Below are 21,228 nucleotides of genomic sequence, written 5' to 3'. Positions count from 1 at the left end.
CCGGTGCCGGACTCACTTGGTGCTGACGATGCGCAGCACGGTCTCCAGGTCTTTCTCGTCGCGGATGTACTTGGAGTAGAGCTTGACCGCAAAGGCCTCGATGCCGGTGATCGACATCTGGTTGCGCGGCAGGATGGTCACACCGGCCTTGCGTGCAGCAGCCAGGGCCTCCTTCTCCTTCTCCGCCCACAGCTTGCCCATGAATTCGGACGCCGCCACGGCGGCATCCTTGACCATGGCCTGCTGCTGCGGCTTGAGCCCGTCCCACTGTTTCTTCGAGATCAGCAGCACGTCGGGCACCATCGAGTGCTCGTCCAGGCTCAGGTAGCGCGCGTACTTGTAGTGGTCAGCCCCGACGAAGGACGGCAGATTGTTCTCGGCGGCGTCGATCTCGCCAGTACGCAGACCGTCCGCCACCTTGTCGTAAGGCATCACGACCGGCACCCCGCCCAGTTGCGTGATCAGGTCCTGGAACACCGGCGAGGGCTGCACCCGTACCTTGAGGCCTTCGAAATCACTGCGGCTCTTGATCAGCTTCTTGTTGGAATAGAAGTTGCGCGTACCGCTGTCGAAGAAAGCCAGCACCACCACGCCATGGCTGGCGAGATCGCTCTCCAGGCGCTTGCCGAAGTCGCCATTGAGCACGCTCCACATGTGTTCGCGTGAGCGGAACAGGTAGGGCAAGGCCAGCAGTTTGGCGGTCTGTACGTCGCCCAGCACGCCCATGCTGATGCGTCCCATGGAAAGCTGACCGCCGCGCAATTGCTCCAGCACCTTGCTTTCGTTGCCGACCTCTCCGCTGTGTTTCACACTGATCAGCAACTCGCCCTTGGAGCGTTCTGCCAGCGCCTTGGACATGAAGTCCAGCGCCTGCACCACCGGGTGATCGGGTTTCTGCACGTCAGCCACGACCAGGGTACTGGCGGCCGCGGCCGGCAGGGAAACCAACATGCCCATCGCCCACGCGATGCAGCAAGCAATCCGCATTTTCATCCCAGCTTTCCTTTCTTCCTGTTGTCTGAATCCGCCCCAAGGATCGGGCGAAAAATTCCTTTGTCCTAAGATGGGATTGTAAGGAATAAGTCAGGCAAACTCCGGCGCCTAGGGTAAACACCTAACCCTGAAGGGGTATGATCACCGCGCCGCGTCCAGCGGGGCGAGCATCCCCGCGGCTACCGCGAAAACGGACGGAAGCGCCCTCCGGCGGGTAGAATCGCGCCCCTGCACGGGGTGTCTTCCTGCCCCGCTCCCGCCTTGCCCAGCCATGCCCGACTCCTCCCGTTCCGCGCCCACCTTTGCCTTGCTCGATGAGATCCACACCCGCCTGGGTGAGTTGGATGCCGAGCACCTGCGCCGTGTGCGTCGCGTCACCGACAGCCCCTGCGCGCCAGACGTGACGGTGGATGGGCGGCGCATGCTGGCCTTTGCCAGCAACGACTATCTGGGCCTGGCTCACCACCCGGCCTTGCGCGCGGCCCTGCAACGGGGGGCCGAGGAATGGGGCGCCGGCGCTGGTGCCTCACACCTCGTGAGCGGCCACAGCCGCCCCCACGACCAACTTGAGCACGCGCTCGCAGATTTCGTCGGCATGCCGGCCGCGCTCGGCTTCTCCACCGGCTACCTGGCCAACCTCGCGGTGATGCCGGCCCTGGTCGGGCGTGGCGATGCGATCTTCAGCGACCGCCTGAACCATGCTTCGCTGCTCGACGGCGCGCAACTGAGCCGGGCCGACCTGCAGCGTTACCCGCATTGCGACCTCGATGCGCTGGGCGCCGCGCTCTCAGCCAGTCGTGCGCGGCGCAAGCTGATCGTGAGCGACAGCGTGTTCAGCATGGATGGCGATATCGCACCCCTGGCCGGTTTGCTCGATCTGGCACGCGAACACCACGCATGGCTACTGGTCGATGATGCTCACGGCTTCGGCGTGCTCGGGCCACAGGGGCGCGGTGCGCTGGCCGCGGCTGGCTTGCAGGATGAGCGCCTGATCCTGATGGGCACCCTGGGCAAGGCTGCCGGGCTAGCCGGTGCCTTTGTCGCCGGGCAGACGGCTGCCATCGAATGGCTGCTCCAGCGCGGGCGCCCCTACATCTTCACCACCGCCGCGCCGCCCCTGCTGGCAACGACACTGCTGCAGGCCCTCGAACTGATCGCCGGGGGTGACGCGCTGCGCGCACATCTGCAGGCCTTGATCGGCGAGTTGCGCGCGCGGCTGAAGCTGCGCCATTGGCAACTGCTCCATTCGGATACCGCGATCCAGCCGGTGCTGGTCGGCGATAACGCCACCACGGTCGCACTGTCGCGTCGCCTATGGCAGGAAGGCCTGTGGGTGCCGGCCATCCGCCCGCCGACCGTGCCAGCCGGTACGGCACGCCTGCGCATCTCGCTGAGCGCGGCGCACCGCCTCGAAGACGTCGCCCGCCTGGCCGCCGCGCTGAATGCGGCCGAAGAAAGCCTGCTGCCATGAAGCCGCTGCCACTGGTGTTGCTGCATGGCTGGGGGGTGCGCCCAAGAGTGTGGGACAGTCTGCGCGCCGCCCTGCCCGAGCAGCCGATCCTGACCCCCGCGCTGCACCCGGCCCCCTCGCTTGCCGAATGGGCGGAACAAGTCCATGCCAGCCTGCCGCAGCCCTGCGTGTTGGGCGGCTGGTCGCTCGGCGCCATGCTTGCCATCTGCCTGGCGCATCAGCGTTCCCAGGCAGTAGCCGGCCTGTTGCTGATCGCGCCGACGCCACGCTTCGTCGCCGGCGACGGCTGGCGCCATGGCCTGGACTCCGCCACCGTGCAGGCCTTCCGCGAAGCCTTCCAGCGCGATCCGGCACGCACCCAGCAACGCTTTCTGGCGCTGCAGGCGCTTGGCGACGCAGATCGTCACGCCGTCACGCAGGGCCTGCAGGCCGGCCTGGCAGATCCCGTAGCCGACTTCGCCTCGCTGGCTCAGGGGCTGCGCCTGCTGGCCGACGAGGACCTGCGCAAACGCCCTCCCCCCGCCGGCGTGCCGGGCCTGATCATCCACGGTGAACAGGACGCCCTGGTGCCGGTCGCCGCTGGCCGCGCGCTGGCCGAACCCTGGTCCGCCTGCCGCGTGCTGAGCCTGGCGGACACCGGCCACGCCCCTTTCCTGAGCCAGGGGCCGCGGGTGAGCGAAGCGATCCGCGCGTTCATGGCGCAATGCCAGAGCAAGGCCAGCACATGAACAGCCTGGGCGAGAAGCATCGCATCCGCGCGGCCTTTGCCGCAGCCGCGCCCGCCTACGACGGCCTGGCCATCGTCCAGCGTCGAATCGCCGACGCGCTGCTGACGCACCTGCCCAAGGAGGCGAGTGGCCCCATGCTCGACGCGGGTTGCGGTACCGGCTACCTGGGCCGTCAGTTGCAGACCCGCTACCCCGGTCTCGCCCTCCTCTCCTGCGACCTGGCCTTCGACATGCTGCGGCTGGCACCCGCCACGACCCTGTGTGGTGACTTGGAGCAACTGCCGCTGCCTGATGCCAGCCTCGGGCTGTACGCGTCCAGCCTGTCGTGGCAGTGGGCAGATACCGCGCGCGCGGTGGCCGAGGCCGCGCGTTGCCTGCGCCCGGGCGGCCAGTTGCTGGTCGCCAGCCTGGGGCCGACCAGTCTGGGCGAACTGCGGCAGGCTTTCAGCGCGGCCGACCGCCGCCCGCATGTGCGTGACTTCCAGCCACCAGAGCTTATCCGGACGTTGTTCGACGGTGGCAGCTGGTCACAGCTCCGCATCGAGGTGGAAGTGTTCCGCGAGTACGCCTCGGAGCTTTCACAATTGCTGAACGGCGTGCGCGGCCTCGGCGCCGGCGTGCTGCCCACCCGCCCGCCCGGCCTCTACGGCAAGACCGCCTGGCAGCAGATGGCGCAGGCCTATGAGGCCTTGCGCGAACCGGCCGGCCTGCCAATCAGCTATGAAGCGGTGTTCATCCGCGCCATCCGCGCATGAAGCCGAACCCGCCGCTCTCATTCTTCGTCACGGGCACGGATACCGGTGTCGGCAAGACCCTGGTCAGTTGCGCCTTCCTGCACTGTCTACATGCCCAAGGATGGCGTGTCGCGGGCTACAAGCCAGTGGCTTCCGGCGCCGAGCCGCTGGCCAGCGGCCAACTGGCCAACGAGGACGCGCTGGCGCTACAAGCCGCGGGCAGCCCCGGTTTCGCGCTGGCACGGATCAATCCGATCTGTCTGCGCGAGGCGACCGCGCCGCATCTGGCCGCACGCGACGAAGGCATCGCTCTCAGCGTGAGGGAGCTCGTAGAAGGCTTTCACGCCCTGCGTGGTGAGACCGACGCGGTGGTGGTGGAAGGCGCAGGCGGTCTGTTGGTGCCGCTGGACGACACGACGGATTTCTCCGACCTGGCCCAGGCCCTGGCGCTGCCGGTGGTCCTGGTGGCCGGCATCCGCCTTGGCTGCATCAACCACGCTTTGCTGAGCGTCGAGGCCTTGCAGGCGCGCGGGCTGGTCCTGGCCGGCTGGGTCGCCAATTGCCTGGAGCCCGATTTCGCGCGCCAGGACGACTATGTCGCCACACTCACGGCACGCATCCCGGCCCCCCTGCTGGGCCGCCTGCCGCGCGTCGGCTCCGCCATCGAGGCTGCAAATCTGCTTGTCTTGCCTCCGGCCTGATGGGGATGCGCACGAAACGGCTAAACTCAGACCATTCGATATAACGAAAAGAACCCGCCCATGAAACGTTCCCGATTTGGCCGCCGCAGCGGCCTGCCGCGCGAGGCAGAAGATCTTCTGCGCCTGGCTACCGGCCTGTCCGAGTCCGGTTGTCGGGCCGAAGACAGCTACTGGGAAAGCAGCCTGGTCGCACGCATTGACGATCTGCTGCAATCCGGCAGCGAAGACACGCTCAACGCCGCGCTGGACCACCTCTACTCGACCAACGCAGCGGCTTACGACACCCTGGCTGATCTCGTTGAGGCGCGTGCCGAATGTGGCGCCGGCGAGGCGGACATCCTGCTGCTAGCGATTCCGGTACTGGCCTGGAGCCGTTTCACCATCCAGGCCGGGCCACTGTCAGCCACGGTGGTCGACAACCTGCGCGTGCACCTGGCCGCCCACGTGCTGGCCAGCAACGTGAAGCTGGCCATGGCCAACATCCTGTTCAGCCCGGAACAACTGCCCCAGGGCTACTGCGAGACGGCCCGTTTCGCCGCCGACCTGGGCGCCTGCGCACGCCAGGGCGAAGACATGAAGATCGACCCGGAATCGCTGCCGGAACCAGCGCGCTTCCTGTCCGACGTGCGCTACGTATTGGCCTGCGTGGCCTACAAGCCGCAGGCGCCGATCTTCCGCTGGCAAGAGAAGGATGGCAGCCGCGACCACGCCACCAAGCAATGGCGCGCCCAGGGCGGCGCCTGCCTCACTCCGGTGATGACCGGCTGCGCCATCGAGACGGTGCTGCCAGACGGCTTCTTCGCCGCCAGCCGCGAGAGCGAACGGGCTTCCCGCCCCTACTCGCTGCGAGCCTCGGTAGCCTTCCTGAGCACCACGCTGGACCTGCCGCCGGCGCGCCTGCGCGCGGTGGTCGCGCCTTTTTACGACACCCAGGTGGAGGAGTACCGCATCGGTTTCACCACCGCGGGCAACAACCGCATCTACCACGGCGTGGTGTGGCCCTTGCTGGGGGCGGAGGAAGACAGCGCGGAACTGTCGGGGCAGATCGACGCGGCGCTGCGCGAATGCGGCATCAGCGATATCCAGCACATCGACAACCGTTTCCCGCTGGAATACTGCGACGACTGCGGCACGCCCATGTACCCCGCGCCGGACGGCGAGGCAGTGCATCCCGAACTGCCGGAGGAGCAGGCCGAGCAGATGCCGCGCCACCTGCATTGAAGCAGGCTGTGGCGCTCAGTTGCCGTTGTTGAGCTGACCGGCCAGGTCGCGACCGTTGACGCGCACCTGTGCAGTCGCCACACCACTGTCGTCGATGGCGATCTGCTCGATCGAGATGTTGCCGCTGTCGAGCAAGGTCTGCAGGCGCTGCTTGGCGTGCTCGCCAGTCGCCGTGGCGTTGGCTGAGCTGAGTCCTTCGATGCGGATGCGCCTGCCCTGGTGGAAGAAGGTCTGGCCGTCGATGGCGTAGGCCCGGTCGGGCACCGTGCGCGCCTTGATCTCGTCCCCGCTGGTCGCGGCGCTCTTGTCCAGCGAGTCGGCACTGATCGGACTGTTCAGCGTTCGGCCCGTCGTGTTGCTCTTGCTTGTCGTCCTGGATTTGCTGGCGGACTTGCCAGTGGATTTGGCGGTCGACTTGGCAGTCGAACTCTTGGCTGTGCTCTTGGTAGCGGTCTTGGACTTGGTGCCACTCTTGGTCGGTGCGGCGGCCTTTGCTTTGCTGGCCCCCTTGGCCGACGACGTGCTCTTGGCCGAACTGCTCTTGCCGCTCGCGGCCTGGGTACTGGTGGCAGCTTGCACGCTCCCCATGACCAGGCCCACACACACGGCCAGCACTGGAACAAGACGCATCGACGACTCCGGATCAATTTGCAGGAATGCGCGATTTTCGCCTATCCCGGCCCAGGCTGCACTCCCGCAGACGGACGCCGGATGAGAAAATAGGTTTGAATCAAGCTTCCATCCCTGCGCCTGCGCCGATTGGGTTTCCATTCTTCCCCTCTTTTTGCTTCATCACCCGCCCTCAGCATGATCACCGTCTACGGCATCCCCAACTGCAGTACCGTCAAGAAGGCCCGCTCCTGGCTCGAAGAGCGTGGCGTGCCCTACCACTTCCATGATTACAAGAAGGACGGGCTGGACCCGGCCCTGCTCAAGACCTGGGCCGCCGCACTGGGTTGGCAGGCCTTGCTCAACACCCGTGGCACTACCTGGCGCGGCCTGCCTGAAACCGAGCGAGAGGGCGTGGACGAATCGCGCGCCCTGGCCTTAATGGCGGCCCGCCCGAGCCTGGTGAAGCGCCCGCTGATCGCCTTGGAAAGCGGCTATCTGCTCGGATTCGATGGTGACGAGTACCTGCGTACATTGGGCAAGGAGGGCAAGGCGTGAGCGATGCAGTCCAACGCTTCCTGCTCGAAGACCTCGACATCCGGGGCGCCGTGGTGCAACTGGACGCCAGTTGGCAGGCGATCCGCGCCCGTCGTGACAACCCCGCAGCAGTGGATGGCTTGTTGGGGCAGATGTGCGCGATAACCGCGATCATCTCGGCCAATCTCAAGCAACCGGGTCGCCTGACCTTCCAGCTCAGCGGCCACGGGCCTGTCTCGATGCTGGTGATCGACTGCTCGCAGGACCTGAACCTGCGCGGCTACGCGCGCCATGCCGGCGTGGGCGAAGCTCACCACCTGCCTGAACTGCTTGGGGATGGCCGTCTGCTGATGACACTGGATGTGGAAAGCGCGCGCGAACCCTGGCAAAGCATGGTGCCAGTGGAAGGCGGCAGCATCGCCGAAGTGTTCGAGCACTACCTGGCACAGTCGGAGCAGCAGCCTGCCGTGCTGGTGCTGGCGGCGGATGCTCAGCGTGTCGGCGGCCTGTTCCTGCAGAAGCTGCCCGGCGCGGATTTGAAGGACGAAGACGGCTGGAACCGCATGGAGCAACTCGCCCGCACCCTGAAGGACGAGGAGTTGCTGGGCCTGCCCGCCGAGACTTTGCTATCGCGCCTGTTCCACGAAGAAACGGTGCGCGTATTCGCACCACAGCCCGTGCGCCACGATTTTCCGCCGCAGCCGGAGAAGATTGCCGACATGCTGCGCTCGCTGGGACAGGCGGAAGTGGAGCGGATTCTCGCCGAACACGGCGAGATCCATGTGCGCGACGACCTGTCGAATCATGACTACCGCCTGAGTCCGGAAGAAGCCCGCAAGCTATTCAGCGACGGCCCCACGCTGCACTGAGCGTTCAGCCCGACCTCACTTCGCCTGGCGCAGCTCGGGCGGAGTGTCGTCGTGGTCGCCGTGCGGATGGTGTTCGTAGGCCTGCACGTACACTTCGCTGGATTGCTTGATCAGGCGTTGCGGTGCGCTCAGGTTGCGTCGCCGCGTCTCCTCGCAGAAATGCACCATGGCGCGGCGCAAGCGGCCGTACAGCGAATGGTCGAGCTGCAGGCCCAGCTTTTCGAGCTGCTCCTCCAGTTCATCGCAGGTATGCAAAGCCAGGTTGTAGCTGACATGCAGGGCATCCGGCGTGGCCGCCGCCTGTACCTTGACGCCGGGAATGGCGGCCAGCGCCTGCGCGGCCTGCTCAAGCTGTTCCGGCGTGATGTGCTCGAAACGGATATCCCGCTCGCACAGCCCTTCCTCTGGTAGGCGCTCCTCTGCACTGCGGTGGTGGCGACCGGCGAGTTGGTAGGCAGTTTCACGACGCAGCATGTCATTCCTCCATGCAGCGGGGCGGCGGAACCGCCCCGGATCAGGCACCTCTTACTTGCTGGCGACAGGCTCCGAACTCGCCACCGGCGCCTTGGACTTGATCACCGGCAGCCCCTTGAGTTGATTCAAGGCCTGCTGCAGCTGGAAATCATCCTTGCTGCCGAACTCGATGCGTGGCGTATCCACATCTTCCTCGACCGGCTTCTTGCCTTCCTGCGCCTTGTCCTGTGCCTTGGGCTCTTCCGGCTTCTTCTCACCGGCGCCCGGCACCTTGTCGTTGCTCAAGTGGCGGGTCAGGTCGGCCTCACGCACATGCTTGGCGGTAAAACCTTCAGGCGTCTCGTCGACCAGCACGTCGGGCACGATGCCCAGTGCCTGGATGGAGCGGCCGTTGGGCGTGTAGTAGCGCGCCGTCGTCAGCTTCAGCCCCGTCTTGTCCGACAGCGGCACGATGGTCTGCACCGAGGCCTTGCCGAAAGTCTGCGAGCCCATGACGACCGCGCGCTTGTGATCCTGCAGTGCGCCCGCCACGATCTCGGAGGCCGAGGCCGAGCCGCCGTTGACCAGCACCACTAGCGGCAGTTTCTTCACCGAGGCCGGCAGTTGCGCCAGTGCGTCATCACGCTCGCCACGCATGTAGTCGTCCGGCGTCGCATACATCTTGCGCTTGGAGTCCTCGGTGCGACCATCGGTGTACACCACCAGCGCGCGGTTCGGCAGGAAAGCGGCCGACACGCCGACCGCACTGTTGAGCAGGCCACCCGGGTCGTTACGCAGATCCAGTACCAGGCCCTTGAGCGGGCCTTCCTTGTACAGCGTGTTCAGGTGCGTAGCCAGATCGCGCGTGGTCTGCTCCTGGAATTGGGTCAGACGGATGTAGCCATAGCCCGGCTCGATGAGCTTGGAGCGCACGCTGCGCACCTTGATGACTTCGCGCGTGAGCGTGACCTCGAAGGTCTTGTTGTCGGTCTTGCGCAGCACGGTCAGGGTGATCTTGGTATTCGGCACGCCACGCATGCGCTTGACCGCGTCACCCAGGGTCATGCCCTTGACTGGCGTTTCATCGAGCTTGACGATCAGGTCACCGGATTTGATGCCGGCACGGAAGGCCGGTGTGTCCTCGATCGGCGAGACGACCTTGACGAAGCCATCCTCCATGCCAACCTCGATACCCAGGCCGCCGAACTCGCCCTTGGTACTGGTCTGAAGGTCTTTGAAGGCCTCTTCGTCGAGATAGGCCGAATGCGGGTCCAGGCCGGACACCATGCCGCTGATGGCATTGGTCAGGAGCTTCTTGTCCTCTACCGGCTCGACGTAACTCTGCTTGATCGCGTTGAACACGGAGGCCAGATTGCGCATTTCCTCGACCGGCAACGGCGCATTCGCCTCCCGGTTCGCGGTGGCCGACAGATGGAGGCTGATCAGCACCCCGACGCACACGCCGCTCAACACCAGGCCCGCCTGTTTCAACTTGCCGCTCATCCAGCACTCCACTATCGAGGTTAGTTGCGGGGTCTAGCGCCCCGCCATCCATTTCATCGGATCCACGGCCTGACCGCGATACCGTAATTCAAAGTATAAGCCGGTTTCCTCGGCCCCACCCGTCGCGCCGACGCTTGCAATGGCGTCGCCGGCGCGCACTTTCTGTCCCGGGCTGCGCAGCAATGATTCATTGTTGCCATAGATGCTCATGTACTCGCCACCATGGTCCACGATGATCAGGTTACCGAAACCGCGCAACCAATCGGCATAGGCGACTTCACCATCCGCCACGGCGCGCACCTCCGCGCCCTGCGTGGCGCGGATGAACACGCCTTTCCAGGTTGCCCCGCCTTCCGCCCTTGGACTGCCGAAGCGCCCGCTGAGTTCTCCCTTGACCGGCCAGCGCAAGCGCCCCTTCAGTGCGCTCAGGCTGGCACCGGAGTCCGCACTGCTGGCCACGCTGTCGGCACGGCCGGCGACCGGTTCGCTTGCAGACCCGGACTGAGGCTTGGCCGCTACAGGCGGTTTGGGGGTCGGGCGATTGCGCGCGATGCGCTCCAAGCCCTTTAGGAGCTTTTCAAGGCGCAGCGCATCGGCCTGCAAGCTCGCCATCTCGCGGCGCTGGGCGCGCAACTTGCCAGCCGCTGCGTCGAGCGCTTCGCGATGCTTGCGGCGCTCGTCGCTCAACATGCGCTGCTCACCGGCCCGCTCTGCTTCAAGCTGGCGCAATTCGTCGCGCTTCTGCTCCGTCTCCGCCAACACGCGCTGCAGGTTGTCCAGAGCAAGACGCGTCTCTTCGATGAGCTGGGCCCGCTGGCGGGCGATCTGTTCAAGGTAGTAGCTGTCGCGCGCGATCTGGTTGGCGTCTCCGCCGCCCAGCAAGCGTCGGGCGCCCGCCTGCCCGCCTTCGACATAGAGCTGATAGACAGCTTCGCCGAGCTGGCGCCGCCGCTCGGCAATCAAGCTCTCCAGGCTGGCACGCTCTGCCTGCAGCCGCTGCAGCGCGGCCTCGGCAGCCTGGCGTGCCCGCACGATCTCGTGCAGACGGCGTTGCGCGGCAGAGATCGCACGCTCTGACTCGGCCAATTCGTCTGCTGCGTCACCACGCGCCTCTTCACTGCGCGCGATATCGCGCTCCAGTTGCTTGATCTGCTCGCGCAACTGGCGCAACTCGTCACGCGAGCCGCTTTCCTGGGCGGCAAGCGGCGTCGCCCAGGCGAGCAGCGCCAGCATGGCGCTGCTCGCAAGGAAGCGAAGGATCACGCCTTGGCCTTGCCTTGATTGGCCACGGCCTGCATGGCGGCCGCAATGGCGTCGGCGTCGCCGAGGTAGTAGTTCTTGATCGGCTTGAGGTTGGCATCCAGCTCATAGACCAGCGGCTGGGCGGTGGGGATGTTGAGATTGACGATGTCCTCGTCCGACACTTGGTCGAGGTACTTGATCAGGGCGCGCAGACTGTTGCCATGCGCGGCGATGATCACGCGCTTACCCGTCTTGACCACCGGAGCGATGACCTGCTCCCAGTACGGCACGAAGCGGGCCACGGTGTCCTTCAGGCACTCGGTCAGCGGCAGCTCGCCATCCTTGAGGTTGGCGTAACGGGGATCGTCACGACCCACGCGCGGATCATCCTTCTCCAGTGCGGGCGGCGGAATGTCGTAGGAACGACGCCACACCAGCACCTGCTCGTCGCCGAACTTGGCCGCCGTCTCGCCCTTGTTGAGGCCTTGCAGGGCGCCGTAATGACGCTCGTTCAGGCGCCAGTCGTGCTCGACCGGAATCCACAGTTGGTCCAGTTCTTCCAGCACGACGTTGAGCGTCTTGTTGGCACGCTTGAGCACGGAGGTGAAAGCCACGTCGAAGGCAAAGCCCTCGCGCTTGAGCAACTGGCCTGCGGCCTTGGCTTCCTGGACGCCCTGTTCGGTCAGGTCGACATCGGTCCAGCCAGTGAAGCGGTTTTCCTTGTTCCAGGTGGATTCGCCATGGCGAATCAATACGATCTTGTACATGTGTGGTGCCTGATTCTAAAGAGGGATGAGAGTGGGCGCCCGCCATGAGGCCGTTCGTCTGCCTGAGGGCAGCCGGGGCGGTTGCTGGCGATTGATGGTATTGTATCGGATTCATTCGGAGCCGCATGGCCCCTGCCTTTGCCCCAGCGCAAAGCCGGCCGCGGCGGTGTTTCACCTCGATCGCAAGCCACATGGAATTCATTACCCAAAACCTCGTCTGGATCGCCCTGGCCATCGTCAGTGCCGCCCTCCTGATCGCTCCGCTGATGCGTGCCGGCGGCAAGGACAACATTACCGTCACCCAGGCTGTGATGTTGATCAACCGCGAGGACGCTCATGTCATCGACGTGCGTGCGCCCGCTGAGTTCGCCAAAGGACATTTTCCGTCCGCCCGCAACGTCGAACTGAGCACGCTGGACAAGCACATCGACGAACTTGGCAAGCTGCGCAAGCGTCCGCTGATCATCGTCTGTCAGACCGGCATGCGTGGCGCGTCGGCCGGTGAAAAACTCCGCAAGGCAGGTTTCGAGAAGGTGTACAACCTTGAAGGCGGCGTCGCAGCCTGGAGCCAGGCCGGCCAACCCCTGGTGAGCGGCGCCTGATTCCGTGAAACCTGTTGTCATGTACGCCACCGCGGTGTGCCCTTATTGCGTCCGCGCGGAGCAGTTGTTGCAACGCAAGGGCGTCAGCGCCATCACCAAGATCCGGGTTGACATCGACGCGACACAGCGCGAGCGCATGATGTCGCTGACCGGGCGCCGGACCGTCCCGCAGATCTTCATCGGCGAAACCCACGTCGGCGGCTGCGACGATCTGTACGCCCTTGAGCACGCCGGCCAGTTGGACGCCCTGTTGGCCGACTGAGCCGCCCCTCCACTTCCACACCCTCTGTCAGGAACATCATGGAACAGCAAGAGAACAAGCAACCGGTCTTCAACATCGAAAAGCTCTACGTGCGGGATCTTTCCGTCGAGGTGCCGAACGCGCCCGCCGCCTTCCTGGAGCGCGAGCAACCGAACGTGAATGTTGAACTGGCCACCAACGGCCGTGCGCTGGAAGAAGGCTTCTACGAAGTGTCGCTGAAGGTCACCGTGACCGCCTCGGTCGGCGAAGACAAGACCCTGTTCCTGGTCGAGGCCACTCAGGCAGGTGTGTTCCAGTTGCGCAACATCCCGCAGAGCGATCTGGAACCGGTGCTGATGATTGGCTGTCCCAACATCCTGTTCCCGTATGCTCGCGAGGTGGTGTCCGACGCCGTGACGCGCGCCGGCTTCCAGCCGGTATTGCTGGCCCCGGTGAACTTCGAGGCCATGTATCAGGCGCGCCAGCAGGAAGCCGCGGCAGCGGTCCAGTAACACCGAAGGAGGTTTGGCCATGCCCAGGCTGCTCGCCTTGTTGTTCGTCGCCTTCGTCAGCACGACGGCCAGTGCGCTGGAGTACCGCAGCATGGCCGACCACGGTGTCGTCTATGACGCGGGGTCGAAAGAATCGCGCCCCTTGTTCATCCTGATGCGCGGCACTCCGGTCGAGGTCATCGTGAGCCTGGAGCGCTGGATCAAGGTGCGTGAAGCGGGCGGCGGCATCGGCTGGGTGGAACGCAGTGCGCTGAGCGAGCGCAAGCAGCTGATCGTGGTGGTGCCGCAACTTGAACTGCGGCAAAGCGCAGAGCCGGGTTCCCCGGTGGTCGGCACCGTCGCGCGCGACGTCTTGCTGGAATGGGTGGATGGGCCTATTGCAGGCATGCTGAAGGTCCGCCACCCGGACGGCCTCACGGGATTCGTCCCGGTCAAAGCTGTGTGGGGAATCTAGTTGTCCCGAATTGCCATTCTGGGTGCCGGCGCATGGGGTACCGCGCTGGCCGTTTGTTTTGCCGAATCGCACAAGGTCGTGCTGTGGTCCATCGACGCGGATCAGGTCGCCCTCATGCGCGAGACGCGCTGCAACGCGCGCTACCTGCCTGATATCACCCTGCCCGAAACACTGGAGCTGACGGCGGACTTTGCCGCTGCAGTCCAGGAGGCCGACTTGCTGATCGTGGCGACGCCGGTCAGTGCGATGCGCGAGACCTTGCACCGGGTGGTCGAATCGGCATCCGCCGCGCCCCTGCTGTGGGTCTGTAAGGGGTTCGAGAGCAAGAGCAGCAAGCTGCCGCACCAGATCGCGGGCGATGTCTTGCCGGCCGGGCAGACTTTCGGTGTGTTGACCGGCCCCAGCTTTGCGCAGGAGGTGGCGGCCGGCATGCCCTGCGCCATCACCCTTGCCGCCACCGACCTCAGCTTCGCCCAGGACTGGGCGCGCCGCCTCGCCACACCACGCTTACGGCTTTATGCCAACGACGATCTGGTCGGCGCCGAAATCGGTGGCGCCATCAAGAATGTGCTGGCCATCGCGGCGGGCATATCCGACGGACTCGGCTTCGGGCTCAATGCCCGCGCCGCGCTGATCACCCGCGGCCTGGCCGAGATCGCGCGCCTGTGCCAGGCGCTCGGCGGCCGCCGCGAGAGCCTAATGGGGCTGGCGGGTGTCGGTGACCTGATCCTGACCTGTACCGGCGACCTTTCACGTAACCGACGTGTAGGCCTGGCATTGGCCAGGGGCGAATCGCTGGCCGACATCCTGCGCCAGCTCGGTCATGTCGCAGAAGGCGTCAATTCCACCCAGGTCGCCGCGCGCCTGGCCCAGGAGCTGGGCGTAGACATGCCCATCACGCGCGCAGTCAATGATGTGCTGGCCGGCCGCATCGCGCCGCGCAGCGCGGTCGAACAATTGATGAGTCGCGATCCGAAGACCGAATAGGCGCTCTACACCGGCCGCACGATCTGGTGCAGCACCAGCGCCGTGGCGCCGACCGAGACTGCGTGGTCGCCGAAACGTGCGATGCTCACCTGCGGCGCTTTCAGGCCGGCTTTCTGGGCCAGTTCATCGAGGCCGTCGCGAGCCGCCTTCAGGTAGTCGTCCCCGAGTTGGCAGCACTGCCCGCCCAGCACGATCTGCGCCGGGTCGAAGGTGGACCACAGGTTGTGCATCAACACCCCGAGGAAGTGGCCGGCACGCACCGATACCAGGCGCGCGGCTTCGTCGCCGGCCGCCAGGCGCGCTTGAAACTCCTCTGGCGTGACGCCCAGCGCGGTAGACATTGCGCGCAGCCCGATCAAGGCTTCGGCACAGCCCTTGCGACCACAGGTACACAGAGGCCCTTCCGGGAGGAGTTGCAGGTGCCCGACCTCTCCGGCAAATCCGCCATGTCCGCTCAGCAGGCGGTCGCTGACGAACACCCCCGCCCCCAGCCCCATGCCTACATGGATGTACAGCAAGGGTTCCTCGACTTCGGTGCAGGCGAACTCGACCTCTCCCAGGGCGGCCGAAGCGGCCCGCCGTTGCAGGTAGATCGGTAGCTCACCCAGACCGTGGCGCCCCAGGAGGCCGGCGAGCATCTGGCGGATGGGCACGTCGCGCCACCCCAGGTTGGGCGAGTAATGCAACACCCCCGTTCCCGCATGCACCGGCCCCGGCACGGCCAGACCCAGGCCCAGCACGCTGCGCCCCTCCGCCTTGAGTGTGTGCACCGTCTCGACGATCACACCGCCCAGCAGGTTCAGCACATGACTGACATCATTGCCCTCGAAGCTGCGCTCCTTCACGGCAATCACCTCGCCGGTCAGGGAAGTCACGGCCAGTTCGAAGCGCCCGGTGTTCAGATCGACCCCGAGTAGTGCAAGGCGGCGGGTATCCAGGCGCAGCGGTGTCGGGCGGCGCCCGATAGAGCCGGTCGCCAAGGCGTCGTCTTCGGTCAACCACCCCTCTTCGATCAGCTCGCCGGTCAGCATGCTGACGGTGGATTTGGTCAGCCCCGTGACCCCGGCAAGATCAGCCCGCGACAAACCTGGCTGGGCGCGGATCAGGCGCACCAAGGCCATTCTGTTGATGCGCTTGAGAAACTTCTGGTCGCCCGTGATCGTCATTCGCTCTCCCCGTGCGCCAGTCGGCGCTGATTATTAGTGATCTTCTTATTGCACCCGCCCGAAGCTGCTACGTGGCGGATTGTAACGCGCCGGCAAATATCAGTCCGACGTCATTTCCAGTAGATACCCTCGGCGAAGGGACAGCCTGGCCGGCACCAACAAGTGCCATCAAATCAAAGAGCTAACAAGCTGCCTTGCAGCACAGCTCACCCTGCGGCGCAGCACTCACGCGCCGTAATGAGCCTCATGAGGCTGCCGGGCGTCTGCCAGTACAACCGGTTCTTAAAGAAATCCAGCAGCCGGTCGTAATTGCACATACGGACCAAGAGTCCGTGTCGTCCAGTTCGACGACTAGTGGGAAACGCATATAAAACAAGGAGTTGAAAATGGCCATGACCATCAACACCAACGTTGAGTCGCTCAACGCCCAACGTAACCTCAGTGGTTCGCAGAACAGCCTGGCGACCTCGTTGCAGCGCCTGTCCTCAGGTCTGCGCATCAACAGCGCCAAGGACGACGCGGCGGGCCTCGCCATCTCCGAGCGCATCAATGCGCAGGTGAAGGGCTTCAACGTCGCGATCCGCAATGCCAACGACGCGATCTCGCTGATGCAGGTCGCCGACGGCGGCGCGCAACAGATCTCGGACAACCTGCAACGCATGCGCGAGCTGGCGGTGCAGGCCGCCAACGGTACGCTGAACTCCGGTGACCGAGACAATCTTCAAGTCGAGTTCTCTGCGCTGAGAAGCGAGATAGACCGATTGTCGCAAGCAACGAAGTTCAACAACGTTTCGCTGATCGATGCGGGCACGACATTCACCTTCCAGGTTGGCGCGGGCACCACGAGTAATGATCAGATCACGGTGTCTACAACTGATCTGCGTGCCTCGACTATCGCCTCTGACTCTGCAGGCTCGGCCGTGATCATCTCGGGCACCTCAGCGTCCAATGCGCTGCTCGCCTTAACTGTGCTGGATGCGGGGATCAATACCGTGACCACCAGCCGCGCCCGTTTCGGCGCCGCACTCAACCGCACCCAGGCGGTGATCTCCTCGCTGCAGATCGCGGTGGAGAACCAGTCGGCCGCACGTGGTCGCGTGGTGGATGCCGACTTCGCATCGGAAACCGCCAACCTGTCGCGCGCGCAGATCCTGCAACAGGCTGGCACGGCCATGCTGGCGCAAGCCAACGCCGGCCCGCAACAGGTGTTGAGCCTGCTGCGCTGACAGGCCACATTGGGGCCGCCCATGAGGCGGCTCTGACGAGACCAAGGAGTAGCCGACATGGCCATTCAACCGATCCCCTCCGCCGCCGCCCAACTGCTGTTGTCGCGCGCCCAGGCCACGTCCGCCCCGCGTGAAGCCGAGCCCGTCGATCCCGTGGCCCCGAGCAACGGCATTGTCGAGGCCGAGGCTGCACCTGCCGTTCCGGTACCGGGCGAGACCACCGCCCAGCCGTCGGCCGCGCCCAGCCGGGAACAAATCGACCAGGCAATGACGGAAGTGAAGAAGGCTCTCGCGCCGGTGGCACGAAACCTGCAGTTCTCGGTCGATGACGAAACGGGACGCACGATCATCAAGGTGATCGACGCGTCCACCAACGAAGTGATCCGCCAGATGCCCAGCGAGGAATTGCTGGCCATCACCAAGGCCATCGATTCGTTTTCAGGGCTGTTCGTCAAGCAGAAGGCTTGAGCGCGCTTGGCGCGTAGATGTTGGAGATTGAGGCATGGCCACTATCAGTTCACTAGGCGTGGGATCGAGTCTCCCGCTGGATACACTGCTCGAACAGTTGATGACTGTCGAACGCCAGCCGATCACGCAGATCGAGACACGCAAGAGCTCCACCCAGACCAAGTTATCGGCCTACGGGACGCTGAAGAGCTCGCTCGCCTCGCTGCAGACTGCGGCCGAAGCGCTCAACACCAAGGCAAAGTTTTCCGCCTTCACGGCAACGGTTGCCGACACGACGGTAGCCTCTGCCGCCGCCAGCGGCAGTGCGGCAGCCGGCAGCTACTCGCTTGAAGTGTCCCAACTGGCGCAGACACAGAAGGTCAAGTCGGCCGGCTACGCCGCCACCAGCTCGACCATCGCGACCGGCACCTTCACGATCGAGATCGGCAAGTACGCCGAAGACAGCAGCACCGACTTCACCGCCAGCAAGACGACCAACATCACGATCGACAGCAGCAACAATACGTTGGCTGGCCTGCGCGATTCGATCAACGCCGCCAACGCCGGGGTGACCGCCACCATCGTCAACGACGGTGGCAGCTCGCCCTACCGCCTGGTCCTGACGGCTTCGGCCAGCGGTACCGCCAACTCGTTCCGCACCTCCGGAGTGACCGGCTTTTCCTACACCGAGGACACCACACCGGCACCGAGCAACGATCTCAGCTCCATCCAGGTCGCCAAGGATGCGAAGTTCAAGCTCGACGGGATCGACATCGTCAAGTCCTCGAACGTCGTGACCGACGCCATAGACGGGGTGACGCTGACGCTCAGCAAGACCAACGTCGGCGCGGCCACCACGCTCAACATCAATACCGATGTATCGGGCGAGAAAGCCAAGATCGACGCCTTCATCAAGGCCTACAACGATGTCGTCGGCCTGATGAAGTCGCAGTCGGCCTACAACGAGACCAGCAAGACTGCGGGGCCGCTCAATGGTGACGCCACGCTGCGCAGCATCCAGTCGCAATTGCGTGGCATCGTCGGTGGCACGCTGGGCGGTTCGGGCCTGACCCGCCTGTCCGACGTGGGCGTCAAGATCAATGTGGATGGCACGCTCACGGCCGACAGTACCAAGCTCGAGGCCGCGCTCAAGGACCCGACCAAGGATGTCGGCGCCCTGTTTGCCAAGGTCGGCTCCACCAGTGGCTTTGCTGATCAAGTAGCGAGTGCGGTGAAGGAGCTGATCGACAGCGACGGCCTGCTGACCAGCCGCACTGACGGCTTGAATTCGACGATCAAGAATTTCGACAAGCGCATCGAGGAGATGGAGAAGCGCCTGGAACTCGTCGAGACCCGTTACAAGCGCCAGTTCGCCGCGCTCGACACGATGATCGCGGGCCTCAACTCGACCAGTTCCTACCTCGCCCAACAACTCGAAAAGCTCGCCTGAGCAAAGGAAACGCATCATGTTCGGTACCCAGTCTGCTGCCGCGTATGCCAAGGTTGGCGTCGAGACGCACGTCAGTGAAGCCAATCCGCACCAACTCGTGGTGATGCTGTTCGACGGCGCGCTGCTGGCCATCAACAGCGCCGCCATCTCCATGTCGCAGGGTGACATTCCGAGCAAGGGCAAGGGCATCAGCAAAGCCATCGAGATCATCACCTATGGCCTCAAGGCCAGCCTCGACAAGGAGGCCGGTGGCGAGCTGTCACAGCGCCTGGCCGCGCTGTACGACTACATGGCCAGTCGTCTCTTCTTCGCCAACGCCAACAACGACCAGGGCGCCTTGAGCGAAGTCGCCAAGCTGCTGGGCGAGCTGCGCGAAGCCTGGGTGCAGATGGGCCAGGGCGAGCGGGACGCAGTGTGACGACCATGGACACGACACTGAGCATCTACGAGCGCATGGGCGAACTGACCACCCGCATGGTGGGCGCCGCCCGCGACAACGACTGGGACCACCTGTGTGAGCTGGAGCGCGAATTGGCCGGCCTGCGCGACTGGCTGCAGCGCCATGACGGCAAACCTGCACGCCTCGACGAGACCGAGCGCCAGCGCAAGGTGCAGCTCATCAAGACCATGCTTGCCGACGACCGCGAGATCCGTCGTCACACCGAACCCTGGATGGAGGATGTGCGCAAGCTGATCGCCAGTGGCTCACGCGCACGTTCGCTGGAAGCCACCTACGGCGCCATGCGCTGACCTTAGCGCCGGCGGGCGCACGCCTGGAGGAATGACGCGATGATTCCGAGCGATTTGGCCACGCGCCTGCGCGCCTTCATCGAGTCCCAGGTCAATCCTCTGGCGGCCCTCAAGCCGATTGGCGATGAGCTGCCGCGCTACGAGCAGGGACAACGGTTTACTGCACTGGTCCAGAATCCACTACCCGATGGCACCTTCCGTGCCATCGTGGCAGGGCGGACCCTGACCCTGGCCCTGCCCGACTCCGCCAAGAGCGGCGACGTGCTGGAACTGGTTGTCACCGGCCGCGAAGGCAGCACCGTTGCGGCACGCTATGCCGATGACGCCGACATCGAGCCAGCCTCGCCACAGGCCCGGCCAGCCCTGAGCCAGGCCGGGCAACTGATCAGCCAGCTTCTGACCGGGCGCTTCAGCCAGGCGGCTGCCGTGCCGCTACGCGGCGGCGAACCGGTCCTCGCCGCGCCGCCGCTTGATGCGGCCGAGGTGGCGCCACAGCTTCAGCAAGCGGTCAAGCAAAGCGGTCTTTTCTTCGAGTCACACCAGGCCAAGTGGCTGGCCGGCACCTTGCCGCTTGAGCACCTGCTGGCAGAACCTCAGATGAAGCTGATGCGTGCCCTGACCCAACCAGGCAGCAAGCAGGCAGAGCAGGCCCCCAGCCAGGCCGAGCCCCCGCCCTCGCGCGCCGACGGAAGTGCCCCGACCCGAGCCCCGGCGAACGCGACGGCGGCGGCGCCCACGCCCACGCCGACGCCGCAAAGCCCGCAACGCACCGAACAACAGGCCGCCGCGCTGGCTGCCGCGATCGAGCGCACCATCCCGCCACCGGAGCGCGAAAGTCTGCGCATCCCGGAACGCCTGATGCCCCTCGTGCACCAGCAGCTTGAAACGCTCGCCACCCACCAAGCCCAATGGCAAGGTCAGATCTGGCCCGGTCAGCAGATGCAATGGACGGTCTTCGATCCGGAACACCAGGCCCGAAGCGGCCAGGACGAAGAAGCGGCGCCATGGAGCAGTTCGATCCGCCTGACCCTGCCCAGCCTGGGTGGCGTGAATGCCCACCTCGTGCTGAGCCCGCAGGGGCTGGCACTGCGCGTAGAGGCAGACGAAGCGAGCACCACCGCACGCCTGCTGGCCGATCGACAGTCGTTGGCCGAGGCACTCGATGCCGCCGGCATTGCCCTGACCAGCATGACGATCCACTCCGTCGGAGACACGCATGGCCGCACCTGAGCCGCCACAGCGCCGTCCCAAGGCGGTCGCCCTGTCCTACACCGAGGGTGAAGCTGCTCCGCGTGTGGTGGCCAAGGGCAATGGCCTGCTGGCCGACGAGATCATCCGCCGCGCCCGCGAGGCAGGCGTCTACGTGCACGAATCGGCCGACCTTGTAGGCCTGCTGATGCAAGTGGATCTGGACGACCGCATCCCACCGCAACTCTACGTGGCAGTCGCCGAACTCCTGGCTTGGCTGTATCGTGTGGAACAGGGTACGACGCACAGCGCGGCAGCGCCGGCTGCTGCTATAGTCGCGCCCAGTACCAACCCTGCATCTTGAGTTGCCCGCGCCG

Annotated in this window: 26 protein-coding genes; 19 read left to right on the top strand and 7 right to left on the bottom strand. The window is 65.1% G+C overall.

Features of this window, described 5'->3' with window-relative positions; all coding sequences use genetic code 11:
• Positions 1–12: 12 nt before the first annotated feature.
• Positions 13–951 (bottom strand): TRAP transporter substrate-binding protein DctP, encoded by a 939-nt coding sequence (gene dctP / locus NMB43_RS09500; protein WP_494351915.1) that lies wholly within the window; start codon positions 949–951, stop codon positions 13–15.
• Between the two features lie 313 nt (positions 952–1,264).
• Between dctP and bioF the strand changes: the two genes are divergently transcribed.
• From bioF to NMB43_RS09475, 5 genes are read left to right on the top strand one after another with little or no spacing between them, the layout of a single operon-like run.
• Positions 1,265–2,464 carry an 8-amino-7-oxononanoate synthase gene (gene bioF / locus NMB43_RS09495; RefSeq protein WP_494351914.1) on the top strand — a complete coding sequence of 400 codons (1,200 nt, stop codon included), beginning with the start codon at positions 1,265–1,267 and terminating at the stop codon, positions 2,462–2,464.
• Positions 2,461–3,192 (top strand): alpha/beta fold hydrolase, encoded by a 732-nt coding sequence (locus NMB43_RS09490; protein ID WP_494351913.1) that lies wholly within the window; start codon positions 2,461–2,463, stop codon positions 3,190–3,192. The genes bioF and NMB43_RS09490 overlap by 4 nt, the downstream gene beginning before the upstream one ends.
• Entirely contained in the window at positions 3,189–3,947 is a 759-nt protein-coding gene (locus NMB43_RS09485; protein ID WP_494351912.1) for a methyltransferase domain-containing protein, read from the top strand. Before NMB43_RS09490 ends, NMB43_RS09485 begins: the two co-directional genes overlap by 4 nt.
• Positions 3,944–4,627: a dethiobiotin synthase gene (bioD, locus tag NMB43_RS09480; RefSeq protein WP_494351911.1), complete on the top strand. Its 684-nt coding sequence runs from the start codon at positions 3,944–3,946 to the stop codon at positions 4,625–4,627. Before NMB43_RS09485 ends, bioD begins: the two co-directional genes overlap by 4 nt.
• Positions 4,628–4,687: 60 nt before the next feature.
• Positions 4,688–5,848: a DUF2863 family protein gene (locus NMB43_RS09475; protein WP_494351910.1), complete on the top strand. Its 1,161-nt coding sequence runs from the start codon at positions 4,688–4,690 to the stop codon at positions 5,846–5,848.
• Between the two features lie 15 nt (positions 5,849–5,863).
• Here the strand turns inward: NMB43_RS09475 and NMB43_RS09470 are convergent, their stop codons facing one another.
• The gene (locus tag NMB43_RS09470) at positions 5,864–6,478 is read right to left on the bottom strand and encodes a hypothetical protein (RefSeq protein ID WP_494351909.1); all 615 of its coding nucleotides are present in this window, start codon (positions 6,476–6,478) and stop codon (positions 5,864–5,866) included.
• Positions 6,479–6,655: 177 nt separating this feature from the next.
• Between NMB43_RS09470 and NMB43_RS09465 the strand changes: the two genes are divergently transcribed.
• Positions 6,656–7,015, top strand: coding sequence for an ArsC family reductase (locus NMB43_RS09465; RefSeq protein WP_494351908.1), 360 nt, complete (start codon positions 6,656–6,658; stop codon positions 7,013–7,015).
• Positions 7,012–7,863 carry an Hsp33 family molecular chaperone HslO gene (hslO, locus tag NMB43_RS09460; RefSeq protein WP_494351907.1) on the top strand — a complete coding sequence of 284 codons (852 nt, stop codon included), beginning with the start codon at positions 7,012–7,014 and terminating at the stop codon, positions 7,861–7,863. The genes NMB43_RS09465 and hslO overlap by 4 nt, the downstream gene beginning before the upstream one ends.
• Before the next feature lie 15 nt (positions 7,864–7,878).
• Here hslO and NMB43_RS09455 read toward each other — a convergent pair whose 3' ends face one another.
• From NMB43_RS09455 to gpmA, 4 genes are read right to left on the bottom strand one after another with little or no spacing between them, the layout of a single operon-like run.
• The gene (locus NMB43_RS09455) at positions 7,879–8,337 is read right to left on the bottom strand and encodes a hypothetical protein (RefSeq protein WP_494351906.1); all 459 of its coding nucleotides are present in this window, start codon (positions 8,335–8,337) and stop codon (positions 7,879–7,881) included.
• A gap of 51 nt (positions 8,338–8,388) precedes the next feature.
• Positions 8,389–9,819 (bottom strand): S41 family peptidase, encoded by a 1,431-nt coding sequence (locus NMB43_RS09450; RefSeq protein ID WP_494351905.1) that lies wholly within the window; start codon positions 9,817–9,819, stop codon positions 8,389–8,391.
• A gap of 33 nt (positions 9,820–9,852) precedes the next feature.
• On the bottom strand, positions 9,853–11,082 hold the full coding sequence (locus NMB43_RS09445; protein ID WP_494351904.1) for a murein hydrolase activator EnvC family protein: 1,230 nt from the start codon (positions 11,080–11,082) through the stop codon (positions 9,853–9,855).
• A complete protein-coding gene (gpmA, locus tag NMB43_RS09440) occupies positions 11,079–11,828 on the bottom strand; it encodes a 2,3-diphosphoglycerate-dependent phosphoglycerate mutase (protein WP_494351903.1) in 750 nt (249 codons plus the stop codon). The genes NMB43_RS09445 and gpmA overlap by 4 nt, the downstream gene beginning before the upstream one ends.
• Before the next feature lie 191 nt (positions 11,829–12,019).
• On the opposite strand from gpmA, the gene NMB43_RS09435 reads away from it, so the two are divergent.
• The 5 genes from NMB43_RS09435 to NMB43_RS09415 are packed head-to-tail and all read left to right on the top strand — an operon-like array spanning position 12,020 to position 14,624.
• Positions 12,020–12,430: a rhodanese-like domain-containing protein gene (locus NMB43_RS09435; RefSeq protein ID WP_494351902.1), complete on the top strand. Its 411-nt coding sequence runs from the start codon at positions 12,020–12,022 to the stop codon at positions 12,428–12,430.
• Positions 12,431–12,449: 19 nt separating this feature from the next.
• Positions 12,450–12,692, top strand: coding sequence for a glutaredoxin 3 (gene grxC, locus NMB43_RS09430; RefSeq protein ID WP_494351901.1), 243 nt, complete (start codon positions 12,450–12,452; stop codon positions 12,690–12,692).
• A 38-nt stretch (positions 12,693–12,730) separates the two neighbouring features.
• Positions 12,731–13,183, top strand: a complete 453-nt coding sequence (gene secB, locus NMB43_RS09425; protein ID WP_494351900.1) for a protein-export chaperone SecB — start codon at positions 12,731–12,733, stop codon at positions 13,181–13,183.
• Positions 13,184–13,202: 19 nt separating this feature from the next.
• Positions 13,203–13,637 carry an SH3 domain-containing protein gene (locus NMB43_RS09420; protein ID WP_494351899.1) on the top strand — a complete coding sequence of 145 codons (435 nt, stop codon included), beginning with the start codon at positions 13,203–13,205 and terminating at the stop codon, positions 13,635–13,637.
• Positions 13,638–14,624 carry an NAD(P)H-dependent glycerol-3-phosphate dehydrogenase gene (locus NMB43_RS09415; protein WP_494351898.1) on the top strand — a complete coding sequence of 329 codons (987 nt, stop codon included), beginning with the start codon at positions 13,638–13,640 and terminating at the stop codon, positions 14,622–14,624.
• Positions 14,625–14,629: 5 nt separating this feature from the next.
• Here the strand turns inward: NMB43_RS09415 and NMB43_RS09410 are convergent, their stop codons facing one another.
• Positions 14,630–15,790: an ROK family transcriptional regulator gene (locus NMB43_RS09410; RefSeq protein ID WP_494351897.1), complete on the bottom strand. Its 1,161-nt coding sequence runs from the start codon at positions 15,788–15,790 to the stop codon at positions 14,630–14,632.
• Positions 15,791–16,176: 386 nt separating this feature from the next.
• Here NMB43_RS09410 and NMB43_RS09405 point away from each other — a divergent pair, with 386 nt between their 5' ends.
• From NMB43_RS09405 to NMB43_RS09375, 7 genes are read left to right on the top strand one after another with little or no spacing between them, the layout of a single operon-like run.
• Positions 16,177–17,016, top strand: coding sequence for a flagellin N-terminal helical domain-containing protein (locus NMB43_RS09405; RefSeq protein ID WP_494351896.1), 840 nt, complete (start codon positions 16,177–16,179; stop codon positions 17,014–17,016).
• A gap of 57 nt (positions 17,017–17,073) precedes the next feature.
• Positions 17,074–17,484: a flagellar protein FlaG gene (locus tag NMB43_RS09400; RefSeq protein WP_494351895.1), complete on the top strand. Its 411-nt coding sequence runs from the start codon at positions 17,074–17,076 to the stop codon at positions 17,482–17,484.
• A gap of 34 nt (positions 17,485–17,518) precedes the next feature.
• On the top strand, positions 17,519–18,913 hold the full coding sequence (gene fliD / locus NMB43_RS09395; RefSeq protein WP_494351894.1) for a flagellar filament capping protein FliD: 1,395 nt from the start codon (positions 17,519–17,521) through the stop codon (positions 18,911–18,913).
• 16 nt (positions 18,914–18,929) lie between these two features.
• Positions 18,930–19,331 carry a flagellar export chaperone FliS gene (fliS, locus tag NMB43_RS09390; protein WP_494351893.1) on the top strand — a complete coding sequence of 134 codons (402 nt, stop codon included), beginning with the start codon at positions 18,930–18,932 and terminating at the stop codon, positions 19,329–19,331.
• A gap of 5 nt (positions 19,332–19,336) precedes the next feature.
• On the top strand, positions 19,337–19,663 hold the full coding sequence (locus tag NMB43_RS09385) for a flagellar protein FliT (RefSeq protein ID WP_494351892.1): 327 nt from the start codon (positions 19,337–19,339) through the stop codon (positions 19,661–19,663).
• A gap of 39 nt (positions 19,664–19,702) precedes the next feature.
• Positions 19,703–20,893: a flagellar hook-length control protein FliK gene (fliK, locus tag NMB43_RS09380; protein ID WP_494351891.1), complete on the top strand. Its 1,191-nt coding sequence runs from the start codon at positions 19,703–19,705 to the stop codon at positions 20,891–20,893.
• On the top strand, positions 20,880–21,215 hold the full coding sequence (locus NMB43_RS09375; RefSeq protein ID WP_494351890.1) for an EscU/YscU/HrcU family type III secretion system export apparatus switch protein: 336 nt from the start codon (positions 20,880–20,882) through the stop codon (positions 21,213–21,215). Before fliK ends, NMB43_RS09375 begins: the two co-directional genes overlap by 14 nt.
• Positions 21,216–21,228: the final 13 nt, after the last annotated feature.

The sequence above is a fragment of the Uliginosibacterium sangjuense genome, from assembly GCF_059132465.1.
The sequence above is the reverse complement of the archived record's forward strand: the minus strand, read 5'-3'. Positions and strand labels throughout refer to the sequence as shown.

Bases quoted from the DNA above. Each gene is read 5' to 3' on its own strand.
- dctP (WP_494351915.1), bottom strand. From the start codon at position 951: ATGTTGGTTTCCCTGCCGGCCGCGGCCGCCAGTACCCTGGTCGTGGCT.
- bioF (WP_494351914.1), top strand. From the start codon at position 1,265: ATGCCCGACTCCTCCCGTTCCGCGCCCACCTTTGCCTTGCTCGATGAG.
- NMB43_RS09490 (WP_494351913.1), top strand. From the start codon at position 2,461: ATGAAGCCGCTGCCACTGGTGTTGCTGCATGGCTGGGGGGTGCGCCCA.
- NMB43_RS09485 (WP_494351912.1), top strand. From the start codon at position 3,189: ATGAACAGCCTGGGCGAGAAGCATCGCATCCGCGCGGCCTTTGCCGCA.
- bioD (WP_494351911.1), top strand. From the start codon at position 3,944: ATGAAGCCGAACCCGCCGCTCTCATTCTTCGTCACGGGCACGGATACC.
- NMB43_RS09475 (WP_494351910.1), top strand. From the start codon at position 4,688: ATGAAACGTTCCCGATTTGGCCGCCGCAGCGGCCTGCCGCGCGAGGCA.
- NMB43_RS09470 (WP_494351909.1), bottom strand. From the start codon at position 6,478: ATGCGTCTTGTTCCAGTGCTGGCCGTGTGTGTGGGCCTGGTCATGGGG.
- NMB43_RS09465 (WP_494351908.1), top strand. From the start codon at position 6,656: ATGATCACCGTCTACGGCATCCCCAACTGCAGTACCGTCAAGAAGGCC.
- NMB43_RS09455 (WP_494351906.1), bottom strand. From the start codon at position 8,337: ATGCTGCGTCGTGAAACTGCCTACCAACTCGCCGGTCGCCACCACCGC.
- NMB43_RS09450 (WP_494351905.1), bottom strand. From the start codon at position 9,819: ATGAGCGGCAAGTTGAAACAGGCGGGCCTGGTGTTGAGCGGCGTGTGC.
- gpmA (WP_494351903.1), bottom strand. From the start codon at position 11,828: ATGTACAAGATCGTATTGATTCGCCATGGCGAATCCACCTGGAACAAG.
- NMB43_RS09435 (WP_494351902.1), top strand. From the start codon at position 12,020: ATGGAATTCATTACCCAAAACCTCGTCTGGATCGCCCTGGCCATCGTC.
- grxC (WP_494351901.1), top strand. From the start codon at position 12,450: ATGTACGCCACCGCGGTGTGCCCTTATTGCGTCCGCGCGGAGCAGTTG.
- secB (WP_494351900.1), top strand. From the start codon at position 12,731: ATGGAACAGCAAGAGAACAAGCAACCGGTCTTCAACATCGAAAAGCTC.
- NMB43_RS09420 (WP_494351899.1), top strand. From the start codon at position 13,203: ATGCCCAGGCTGCTCGCCTTGTTGTTCGTCGCCTTCGTCAGCACGACG.
- NMB43_RS09410 (WP_494351897.1), bottom strand. From the start codon at position 15,790: ATGACGATCACGGGCGACCAGAAGTTTCTCAAGCGCATCAACAGAATG.
- NMB43_RS09405 (WP_494351896.1), top strand. From the start codon at position 16,177: ATGGCCATGACCATCAACACCAACGTTGAGTCGCTCAACGCCCAACGT.
- NMB43_RS09400 (WP_494351895.1), top strand. From the start codon at position 17,074: ATGGCCATTCAACCGATCCCCTCCGCCGCCGCCCAACTGCTGTTGTCG.
- fliD (WP_494351894.1), top strand. From the start codon at position 17,519: ATGGCCACTATCAGTTCACTAGGCGTGGGATCGAGTCTCCCGCTGGAT.
- fliS (WP_494351893.1), top strand. From the start codon at position 18,930: ATGTTCGGTACCCAGTCTGCTGCCGCGTATGCCAAGGTTGGCGTCGAG.
- NMB43_RS09385 (WP_494351892.1), top strand. From the start codon at position 19,337: ATGGACACGACACTGAGCATCTACGAGCGCATGGGCGAACTGACCACC.
- fliK (WP_494351891.1), top strand. From the start codon at position 19,703: ATGATTCCGAGCGATTTGGCCACGCGCCTGCGCGCCTTCATCGAGTCC.
- NMB43_RS09375 (WP_494351890.1), top strand. From the start codon at position 20,880: ATGGCCGCACCTGAGCCGCCACAGCGCCGTCCCAAGGCGGTCGCCCTG.